At 76.0% G+C, this 9887-nt stretch carries 9 protein-coding genes and 1 pseudogene; 6 read left to right on the top strand and 4 right to left on the bottom strand.

Going from position 1 to position 9887, the window contains the following annotated elements:
* The first annotated feature begins 25 nt into the window (after window positions 1–25).
* Together RM780_RS24740 and RM780_RS24745 are read left to right on the top strand one after the other, a co-directional pair.
* The gene (locus RM780_RS24740; RefSeq protein ID WP_311633107.1) at window positions 26–1765 is read left to right on the top strand and encodes an ABC transporter ATP-binding protein; all 1740 of its coding nucleotides are present in this window, start codon (window positions 26–28) and stop codon (window positions 1763–1765) included.
* Window positions 1766–1891: 126 nt separating this feature from the next.
* A complete protein-coding gene (locus RM780_RS24745) occupies window positions 1892–2518 on the top strand; it encodes a TetR/AcrR family transcriptional regulator (RefSeq protein ID WP_311633108.1) in 627 nt (208 codons plus the stop codon).
* Between the two features lie 18 nt (window positions 2519–2536).
* Here the strand turns inward: RM780_RS24745 and RM780_RS24750 are convergent, their stop codons facing one another.
* The 3 genes from RM780_RS24750 to RM780_RS24760 are packed head-to-tail and all read right to left on the bottom strand — an operon-like array spanning window position 2537 to window position 5225.
* The gene (locus tag RM780_RS24750; protein ID WP_311633109.1) at window positions 2537–2896 is read right to left on the bottom strand and encodes a YciI family protein; all 360 of its coding nucleotides are present in this window, start codon (window positions 2894–2896) and stop codon (window positions 2537–2539) included.
* Window positions 2890–4299, bottom strand: a complete 1410-nt coding sequence (locus tag RM780_RS24755; protein ID WP_311633110.1) for an MFS transporter — start codon at window positions 4297–4299, stop codon at window positions 2890–2892. Before RM780_RS24755 ends, RM780_RS24750 begins: the two co-directional genes overlap by 7 nt.
* Window positions 4296–5225 carry a prephenate dehydratase gene (locus RM780_RS24760; RefSeq protein ID WP_311633111.1) on the bottom strand — a complete coding sequence of 310 codons (930 nt, stop codon included), beginning with the start codon at window positions 5223–5225 and terminating at the stop codon, window positions 4296–4298. Before RM780_RS24760 ends, RM780_RS24755 begins: the two co-directional genes overlap by 4 nt.
* Window positions 5226–5423: 198 nt before the next feature.
* On the opposite strand from RM780_RS24760, the gene RM780_RS24765 reads away from it, so the two are divergent.
* From RM780_RS24765 to RM780_RS24780, 4 genes are read left to right on the top strand one after another with little or no spacing between them, the layout of a single operon-like run.
* Window positions 5424–6962 carry an amino acid permease gene (locus tag RM780_RS24765; protein ID WP_311633112.1) on the top strand — a complete coding sequence of 513 codons (1539 nt, stop codon included), beginning with the start codon at window positions 5424–5426 and terminating at the stop codon, window positions 6960–6962.
* Complete coding sequence (locus tag RM780_RS24770; RefSeq protein ID WP_311633113.1) at window positions 6959–8134, top strand: alpha-hydroxy acid oxidase; 1176 nt, start codon at window positions 6959–6961, stop codon at window positions 8132–8134. The genes RM780_RS24765 and RM780_RS24770 overlap by 4 nt, the downstream gene beginning before the upstream one ends.
* Window positions 8131–8556, top strand: coding sequence for a RidA family protein (locus tag RM780_RS24775; RefSeq protein WP_311633114.1), 426 nt, complete (start codon window positions 8131–8133; stop codon window positions 8554–8556). The genes RM780_RS24770 and RM780_RS24775 overlap by 4 nt, the downstream gene beginning before the upstream one ends.
* The gene (locus RM780_RS24780; RefSeq protein WP_311633115.1) at window positions 8553–9566 is read left to right on the top strand and encodes a class I SAM-dependent methyltransferase; all 1014 of its coding nucleotides are present in this window, start codon (window positions 8553–8555) and stop codon (window positions 9564–9566) included. The genes RM780_RS24775 and RM780_RS24780 overlap by 4 nt, the downstream gene beginning before the upstream one ends.
* Before the next feature lie 75 nt (window positions 9567–9641).
* Here RM780_RS24780 and RM780_RS24785 read toward each other — a convergent pair.
* A pseudogene (locus tag RM780_RS24785) lies at window positions 9642–9887 on the bottom strand (DoxX family protein); the annotation flags it as partial.

The following is a 9887-nucleotide window of genomic DNA, read 5'->3' on the forward strand; positions in this document are numbered from 1 at the left end:
GAACACTCATGTTCCACTACGGACCATGTTCACTCCGGAGAGTCTGCGGATCCTGTGGTCCTTCGCCCGGCCCCACCGGCGGGCGCTGGCCGGCGGCCTGCTGCTGGCGCTGGCCGCCTCGGCCATGAGCCTGGCCACGCCGATGGTGACCAAGGAGGTCCTGGACGCGCTCGACGAGGGCGCCTCGCTGGGCGGCCCCGTCCTCGCGCTGGCCGGGCTGCTGGTCGCCGGCTCGGTCCTGTACTGGGCCGAGTGGGTCCTGCTCGGCTCGGTCGGCGAGCGCGTGGTGCTCCAGGCGCGGGAGTCCGTGGTGCGGCGGTTCTTCCGGGCCACCGTGCCCGCCATCAGCGCCCGCCCGCCGGGCGAGCTGGTCACGCGGGCGGTCTCGGACACGGTGCTGCTGCGCGAGGCGGCCTCCTCCAGCGTGACCGGGCTGATCAACGGCGCGGTCATGCTGGTGGGAACGCTGGTGCTGATGGCCGTCCTCGACCTCGTGCTGCTGGGAACGACCGTGGCGGCGGTCGTGGTCGTGGTCGTGCTCTTCGCGGTGCTGATGCCGGGCATCGCGAAGGCCCAGGAGCGGGCCCAGGAGCACGTCGGCCGGCTCGGCGGCACGCTGGAGGGCTCGCTGCGGGCGATCCGCACGGTCAAGGCCGGGGGCGCGGAGGAGCGGGAGTCCGAGCGGATCGCGCGGGACGCGCGGGCCTCGGCCCGCCACGGCGTGCGCGCGGTCCGGCTGGAGGCCACGGCCTGGACCATCGCCTGGTCCGGCATCCAGCTCGCGGTCATCCTCATCCTCGCGATCGGCGCCTGGCGGGTGAGCGAGGGGCACCTGGAGGTCTCCAGCCTGATCGCCTTCCTGCTCTACGCCTTCGGGCTGATGGAGCCGGTCACGGAGCTGTCGCAGAACCTGACTGCGCTCCAGTCCGGCCTGGCCGCGGCGGAGCGGATCAAGGAGGTTCAGCGGCTGCCCGTGGAGAGCGACGGTCCGGGCGCGGGGTCGCCCGCGGGCCGCGCGGAGGGGCCGGTGGTCGAGCTGCGCGGGGTCACCGCCTCCTACGCCCCGGGGCGCGAGCCGGCCGTGCGGGGCCTGGACCTGGCGCTGCCGCGCCGCGGGCACGTGGCCATCGTCGGCCCGTCCGGCGCGGGCAAGACCACCGTCTTCTCCCTCCTGCTGCGCTTCCTCGAACCGCAGGGCGGCGAGCTGCTGCTGGACGGCGTTCCGTACGAGCGGCACGGGCACGCGGGAGTGCGCGCGCGGCTGGCGTACGTGGAGCAGGACACGCCGCTGCTGCCCGGCACCCTGCGCGAGAACCTGCTGCACTCCCGCCCGGACGCCGGGGAGGAGGAGGTGCGCCGGGTGCTCGCGGACGTGCGGCTGGAGGGGAAGGTGGCCGCGCTGCCCGGGGGCCTGGACACGGAGCTGTCCGCCGCCGCGGTCTCGGGCGGGGAGCGGCAGCGGATCGCGCTGGCGCGGGCGCTGCTGCGGAGGCCGGACGTGCTGCTGCTGGACGAGGCCACGGCCCAGCTCGACGCCCTCACCGAGGCGGCGGTGCACGACTGCGTCCGGCGGCGCTCGCGCGAGGGCACGGTGGTGACGATCGCGCACCGGCTCTCCACGGTCACCGACGCGGACGAGATCGTGGTGATGGAGGCCGGGCGGATACGCGCCCGGGGCGCGCACGGGGACCTTCTGACGCGGGACGCGCTGTACGGGGAGCTGGTGCGGGCCCTGCGGATGGCGGACACGGCCCCGACGCCGTAGGCCTACCGCGGCCGTCCGCCGGCGCGTTTCCCCCGCCCGCGCGGACGTCCGCCGCCGCGGGGGCGGGGGGCCGCCCCGGTATAGTGGCCGCGGCCGTGACGATGGCGCGACGAGCGGGGAAGCGCGTTGGGGAGCCCGGAGAGAAGAGCCGACGAGCGGCAGACCCGGCAGATCCGCAGCGACTATGTCGCCAGCCGCAACGCCCTGCTGCGGGCGGCGGAACGGCTGCTGGCCGAGCGCCGGGACGTGAACTTCAGCCTCGCCGTGCTGGCGAAGGAGGCGGGCGTCTCCACCGCCACCGCCTACCGGCACTTCTCGGACATCCGGCAGGTCTTGCGGGCCTACTACGAGAACCTGGTGGACGAGCTGATCGAGGAGATGTCGGCCGTGCCCGCCGACGACCCTCCGCTGGAGAGGTTCGAGAAGGCGTGCCGGGTGTGGGTGCGGCAGGCCGCGCGGTGGAGCCGGGCGGCGGTCTACATCCGCTCGGCGGACGGCTTCCTGGCCCGGCTGCGGGGCAAGGACGCGATGGTCACCCGCCTGTACGAGGTGCTGGCGCCGTTCACCCTGGACCTCATGCGCGGCGGCGAGATTCCCACCCAGACGCCGGAGTTCGCGGTGCTGGTGTGGGAGACGCTGTTCGACGAGCGGGTGGTGGTGGACCTGATGGACAGCCTGCACTGGTCCACCGACCGGATCGCGGCGGAGCTGACCCGCAGCGCGCTGGGCGCGCTCGGACGCCGCGACGCGTAGCCCCGCGCGGGGCGGCCGTCACCGGGGGGCGGGCTCCCCCGGCGCGCCCGCCGCGGCGGCCCGTTCCCGCGCCAGCTCCCGGTCCAGGACACCGGCCGGTTCCTCGGGCACCATCTGGCGCATCGGGTGGACCCGGACCTCCTCGAACAGCCCGGCCACGCAATAGGGCTCGGCGGCCAGGAAGGCCTCGGCCTCGGCGCGGGAGGCCGCGTTCAGCGCGAACACCGACCCGACGGGCTCGCCCTCCTCGGAGAGCAGCGGCCCGCCGAAGACGACGCGGTCGCGGGCCGCGATCATGTACTCCAGGTGCTCGGCGCGGGTGGCCCGGCGCAGCGGCAGGCCGCCGGGCTTGTCCTTGCAGTAGACGAGTATCAGCATCGGGGCTCCTCGGCGGATCTGCCCGGCAGGGTGGTGAACGAGATCCAGGCGCCCAGCAGGTAGACGGCGGCGTTGACCGCGAGCGCGCGGACGATTCCGGTGTGGGTGGAGTCGCTGGCGGCGACGATGCCGCCGAGGGTGGCGACGCCCAGGCTTCCGCCGATCTGGCGGGCGGTGTTGTTCAGGCCGGAGGCGAGCCCGGCGCGTTCCGTCCCGACCGCGCCGACCGACACCGCGATGAGCGCGGGCAGGGTCAGGCCGATGCCGGTGCCGCACAGCGTGGCGGCGGCGACGACCGGGGCGGTGTGCCGGTCCGCGGCGGCGAGCGCCACGGCGGCCCCCGCGACCCCCGCCACGGCCAGCCCGGCGGCGGCGGGCAGGCGGCTGCCCCAGCGCGCGGCGGCCCGGCCCGCGAAGGTGCTGACGGCGATGTAGCCGGCGAAGAGCGGGGCGACGCACAGCCCGGCCATGCCCTCCTCCATGCCCGCGACCCGCACGAAGTACAGGCTGAGGAGGAAGAGCAGGCCGAGGGTGCCGAAGTTCAGCAGCAGCGCGGCGGCGTTGGCCCCGCCGAAGGGCCGGGAGCGGAAGAGGGCGAGGGGAACGAGGGGGGCGGGCGCCGTGCGCTGGGAGGCGAGGAAGGCGGCGGCGAGCAGGAGGCCCAGCGCGAGGGCGGCCCATCCCGCCGGGGAGGCGCCCCGGGCGGCGGCCAGGCTCTCCACGCCCAGGGCGACGCCGGTGAGAGCGCCCAGCGCGAGGGCCTGGCCGCGCCAGTCGACCGGGCGCCCGGCGGCCGGGGGGCGGCCGAGGGGGACGACGCGGGCGCCGAGGGCCATGCCGGCCAGGCAGATGGGCAGGTTGATCCAGAACATCCAGCGCCAGCCGAGCCCGTCTACCAGGACGCCGCCGAGGGTGGGCCCGGCGACCAGGGCGAGTCCGGCGACCGCGGACCACAGGCCGATGACCCGGGCCCGGCCGGGGCCGTCGAAGTGGTGGACCAGCAGGGAGAGGGAGGAGACCAGGACGGCCGCGCCGAAGACGCCCTGCACGGCGCGGGCGGCGATCAGCACGGCGGCCCCCGGGGCCAGGGCGCAGGCGGCGGAGGCCAGGGTGAAGCCGAGGAGCCCGGCCAGGAAGACCCGGCCCCGGCCCAGGACGTCGCCCAGCTCGCCGAGCCCGAGCATGCAGGCCGCGTAGCTGACGAAGTAGGCGGCGACCACCCAGGTGGCGGTGGAGGTGCCGGTGCCGAGGTCGGCCTGGACGGCGCTGACGCCGATGTTGACGACCGTCAGGTCGAGCTGGGTGACGAACAGGCCGACGCAGGTGACCAGCAGCATCGAGCGGTCCCGCCACCGGGCGGCGGCGGGCCGGGCCGGGGCGGGGACGGCCGTCGCGTCGCTCATGCGGGCACCCCGAGAGCGGCCGGGCCGGGCGCGCCGGAACGGCCGGCGGGCGCGAAGGGGGTGGCGCCCAGGTCCTTGACGCGCACGCCCATGCCCCGCAGGCGGGCGGCGGCGCGCTCCAGGCTCGCGGCGCGGGAGGGGGGCAGCAGGCACTCGACGAGGAAGTAGTAGTGGCCCAGGCCGGTGCGGGTGGGGCGGGACTCGATGTGGGTCAGCTCGATGCCGTGGTCGGCGAAGACCCGCAGGATGCGCAGCAGGGAGCCGGGCCGGTTCTGGGGCTGGAAGCAGGCCAGCAGGGCCCGCCGGGGCTCGCGGGGGCCGGCGGCGCCGAGGCCGAGGACGACGAAGCGGGTGACGGCGTCGGGGATGTCGCCGATCGCGCGCCGCGACACGGTCACCCCGCGCACGCCAGGCGCGTTGCCCGCTCCGGCGGAGGCGATGGCGGCGGTGGTGCCGCGCCGGTCGCGGGCGACGGCCTCCAGGGCGGCGGCCGTCGAGGCCGTCTCGCGCACCGTGGCGGCGGGCAGGTGGGCGCGCAGCCAGCCGCGGCACTGGGTGAGGGCGTGCGCGTGGGAGGCGACGCGGCGCACGTCGCCCAGCCGGGCGCCGGGGCGGGTCCACAGGCACATCTCGACGGGCAGGGCGATGTCGTCGCGGATGCGGACCTCGGAGGCGGAGGCGGCGAGCAGGTCCAGGGTGGGGCCGACCAGCCCGGCCACCGAGCTCTCCCAGGCCAGGACGCCCAGCTCGACCGAGCCGCGGGCCACCGCGCCGATCACGCTCTCGGCGTCCGCCAGGGGGATGTGGGCGCGTTCGGCCAGCGCGGGGTGGGTGAGCGTGGCCTGATGCGTGAAGGTGCCGGGAGGGCCCAGATAGCCGACCGCGCCGACCGGGTCCTCGGTCGCATTACCTGAGAAATTCTTCACAGTACATGGATGATGCCCGGGGGCATCACGCCGCGTCAAGGAGGGCCGGAGGCGGCCGTTCCGAAGCGGCTCGGCCTTGTTACGTCGGCGCAAACTTCTAGTTTCGGCCCTTCCGCCCGGCACCCGGCGGTCTGAATCCTGAGGGTGCTAAATGATGTGTGCTTCTCAGATAATTATCCGGAAGAAGAGGAGATCCGTATGCCTTCGGGGGAGAGACGTGACGAGACGGCGCGGCTGAGACGGAGTCTGGGGCGCGGCGACCTGACCGCGATGGGCGTGGGCACGATGGTGGGCGCGGGGATCTTCGTGACCACCGGGATCGCGGCGGCGCAGGAGGCCGGGCCGGCCATCGTCCTGTCGTTCGCCCTGGCCGGGGCCGTGTGCGTGCTGGTGGCCCTGTGCTACGCCGAACTGGCCGCGATGGTCCCGGTCTCGGGCAGCGCCTACACCTACACGCGGCACACCCTGGGACCGGCCACCGGCTTCCTGGTGGGCTGGACGCTCCTGCTGGAGTACGTGGTCGCGGGGGCGGCCGTGGCCATCGGCTGGTCGGGCATGCTCGGCGCGGCCCTCGACGACCTCTTCGGCGTCGCCCTCCCCCGGGCCCTCACCGCCGGGCCGACGGCCGAGGGCGGGGTGGTGAACCTTCCGGCCGTCCTGATCGTCGCGCTGACAGTGCTGGTGCTGGCCGGCGAGGTGCGGTTCACCGCCCGGGTCACCAAGGCGCTGGTCGCGCTGACGGTCGGCGTGCTCGTCGTCGTGATCGCCGTGGGCGCGCCGAACGTGACGGCGGATCACTGGACGCCGTTCGCCCCCTTCGGGCTCTCGGGGGTGATCGGCGGGGCGGCGCTGGCGTTCTTCGCCTTCCTCGGCTTCGACGTGGTCGCCACCTCCGCGGAGGAGAGCCGGGACCCGCGGCGGGACCTGCCGTTCGCCATCATCGTGTCGATCCTGGTGGCCACCGGGCTCTACATGGCGGTCAGCGCGGTGCTCACGGGCGTGGCGCCCTACCCGGACCTGAACAACGCCACGCCCGTGGCCACCGCCTTCGAGGCCGTGGACGCGGGGTGGATCGGCTCGGTGGTGCTCATCGCCTCGGTGGTGGCGCTGACCAAGGGCCTGCTGATGATCCTGTACGGCCAGACGCGGCTGCTGTTCGCGATGTGCCGGGACGGGCTGCTGCCGCCGTCGCTGGCCCGCACGGCGCCGCGGACGGGGGCGCCGGTGCGGCCCGCCGTGCTGCTGGGGCTGCTCGGGGCGCTGATCGCCGGCTTCACCTCCATCGAGGTGGTGGCCGAACTGACCAACATCGGCGCGCTGTTCGCCTTCGCCGCGGTGTGCGCCGGGGTGCTGGTGCTGCGCCGCTCGGAACCGGGCCGGGAGCGGCCGTTCCGCACCCCGCTGGTGCCCGCGCTGCCGCTGGCCGCCCTGGGCGGCTGCGCGCTGCTGGCGAGCACCCTGGCCGGCCTGACCTGGCTGCGCTTCGCCGCCTGGCTGGCGGCGGGCCTGGCCCTGTACGCCGCGTACGGCCGCACGGCGCCGACGCGGGCCCGGGGGGCCCGGTCGCCGGGAACGCGCCCCGCCCGGGACGGCTCGCGGCCGGGGGCGGCACCGTCCCCGGTTACTCCGCGCCGGACCGGCGTGGAGGCACCGCAGCCGGAGGCGGCCGTGGCCACCCCGATCCGGCCGGGAGCGGGCCCGTCCGCCCCGGGCCCCGCACCCGAGGAGTCGCGTTGACCGACCTGAGCACACCCGCAACGACGGACCCCGCCCTGCGGGCGGACCCAGCCGAGAGCGCGGAAGCCGCCCTGCGGGCCGACGCGGCCGGCCCCACGATGTACCCGCAGGAGTCCGGCTTCGCCGCGCTCGGGGAGATCAGGGACCTGGCCCTGCAGCAGCTCTCCCCCGACGTCGTGGACTATCTGGAGGGCGGCGCGGGCGCCGAGGCCACGCTGCGGGCCAACCGCACCGCGTTCGACCGGTGGGCGATCAGACCCAGGCCGATGAGCGGGGTGAGCGCGCCGGCCACGGCCACCTCCTTCCTCGGCATTCCGCTGGCCGCGCCCCTGCTGACCGCGCCGTTCGGCGGCGACGGCCTCTTCCACGACGGCGGGCACCTCGCGGTGGCCCGCGCCAACGCGGCCTGCGGCACCGCCTCGATCGTGCCGGAGGCCGGCTCCTACTCCTACGAGCGGGTCGCCGAGGAGGCCCCGCGGGCGGCCCGGATAGCCCAGCTCCACCCGTTCGACCACTTCGGGGAGCGCGCCGCGCGGGCGAAGCGGGCCGGGTACTCCGCGCTGTGCGTGACCGTCGACTGCCCCACGGCCGGCTTCCGGGTGCGCAACCGCGTCAACCGCTTCAACCCCGACCTCGGGTACTTCGCGGGCAACAACGAGGGCGCCGACGCCCCGCAGGTGGCCGAGATGTTCGAGCGGCTGCTGGGCCTGTCGGCCCCGGCCTGGGACTGGGCGCGGCTGGCGGAGGCCGCCGGGCGCTGCGGCCTGCCCTGGATCGCGAAGGGCGTCCTCACGGCCGAGGCGGCGGAGCGGGCGATCGAGGCGGGCGCCTGCGCGCTGGTGGTCTCCAACCACGGCGCGCGGCAGCTCGACCCGGCGCCCGCCAGCCTCGACGCGCTGCCCGAGGTCGCGGAGGCGGCGGCCGGGCGCGTGGAGATCGCCTTCGACAGCGGCGTGCGCACCGGCGCGGATGTCTTCACCGCGCTCGCGCTGGGCGCCGACGTGGTCCTGCTGGGGCGGCTGGCCGTGTACGGGCTGGCGGCCGGCGGCGAGGTCGGGGTGCGGCGCACCGTCGAGCTGGTCGTCGAGGAGCTGCGCACGGTGATGATGCTGGCGGGCGTCGCCTCGGTCGGCGAGCTGGGCCCGCGCGACGTGCTGCGACGGCCGCGGTGAACGCCCCGGGCGCGCAACGCCCCCCGGCGGCCCCGGCGTTCGCTCCCTACGGCGCGGGCGGCGGAATCGTCGTCACAGCCGGCGTCGCGGCCCTCGACCCCACCACGCTGCGCCCCCTGCATCCGGGCTTCGAGGAGCAGGCGGCCTGGGTGCTCGACCGCCTGGACGCCGTGCTGGACGCGTCCGGCGCCGGGCGCCGCGGGCTGCTGCGCGTCGAGTGCTTCCTGGCGGAACGCCGGTGGTTCGGCGCCTGGAACGCCTGCTTCGCCCGGCACTTCGGCGCCGAGGCCCCGGCCCGCACCACCCTCGTGTGCGAACTCCCCGTCGCCGGGCTGCTGATCGAGGTGCAGGCCACCGCCGCCCTCGCCGCCGCGCCCGCCCCCGACGTCCCACCCACTCGAAGAAGGGACCGCAGCTCATGACGTACTCCTCCACCCCCAACTCCCCCCTGCGCCTGGGCGACCTGCTGGAGGGACAGACCGCCTCGCACATCGTCATCGCCGCCGACGACCTGGGCTGGTGGGATCAACTCCTCGGCGGCGCGCGGGCGATCGTTCCGGCCACGGGCCTGCAGCGCTCGCTGGCGCAGGCGCTGAGCCGCATCGGCTGGCTGGAGCCCGCGGCCGAGGGCGCCCCCGGCTACCGGCTGACCGCCGAGGGGCGGGAGATAGCGTTCAACCGGGGCTTCGTGCGGGTCACGACCCTGGGCTGGGAGCCGACCTTCCGCGCGCTGGGCGCGGAGGCGGCCGGAGCCGACCGGATCTCGGCCAGGACCGCGCCCGGGGAGGTGGCCGCCGGCTGCACGGAGATCGCGCACCGGCACCCGGAGACGATCAAGGCCATCGCCGCCCGGATCGCCGTGGACGAGGCGCCGGGGACGACCATCGACCTCGGCTGCGCGGACGGCGGCCGGATGCAGGTCATCGGCGAGCTGGCCCCGCGCGAGTCCCTGGTCGGCGTGGACATCGAGGCGGGCGTGATCGAGGCGGCGCGGCGGCGGCTGGCCGGGACCGCCCTGGCCGAACGCTTCCGGCTGAGGTCCGGCTCGGTGCTGCCGGGCGGCCCCGGGGCGGGGCTGCCGGAGTGGCTGGACGACGGGGTCCGCCGGGACGTGACCACCGCGATGACGTTCTTCCTGCTGCACCAACTGGCCACCGAGCGCGGCGGTATCGACCGGGTGCTGGCCGGCTGGGGCGAGTGGTTCCCGAACCTGCGGCGGCTGGTGATCGGGGACGTGGTGCGGGCCTCGGGGCGGCACTGGCACGAACAGCCGTGGTTCGCGCCGACGTTCGAGTTCTACCACGAGGTCACGGGCGTGAAGACGTGGTCCGTCGAGGAGTACGCGGCGGCCTTCGCGGCGACCGGCTGGCGGGTCGCGGAGCACCACGACGCGGACCACGCGGTGTTCGAGACCTGGATTCTGGAGCGCTGAGCGGGGGCCTCGCCCGGCGGCGGCCGGGCGAGGCCGCCGGGAGGCGCGCGAGCCTGGGAGAGGCCGGCCGCCGGGTCAGCCGCGCAGGATCAGGACGACGGCGGCCGTGGCGAGGGCCAGGGACAGGGCGGCGAGGCCGACGGCGAGGCGGTGCGGGCGCAGCGGGGCCGGGAGCGGCAGGACGGCGTCGGCCGACCAGCGGCCGGGGCCGGCCAGGGCGAGCGCGGCGGCGCCAAGGCCGTAGAGCAGGGGCAGCTCCACGCCGGCGGGGGCGAAGAACCCGGCGTCCCAGTGGACGGCGACCATCGCGTTGACGGTGGT

The organism is Streptomyces boetiae, from assembly GCF_031845405.1.
Lineage (GTDB): Bacteria > Actinomycetota > Actinomycetes > Streptomycetales > Streptomycetaceae > Streptomyces > Streptomyces boetiae.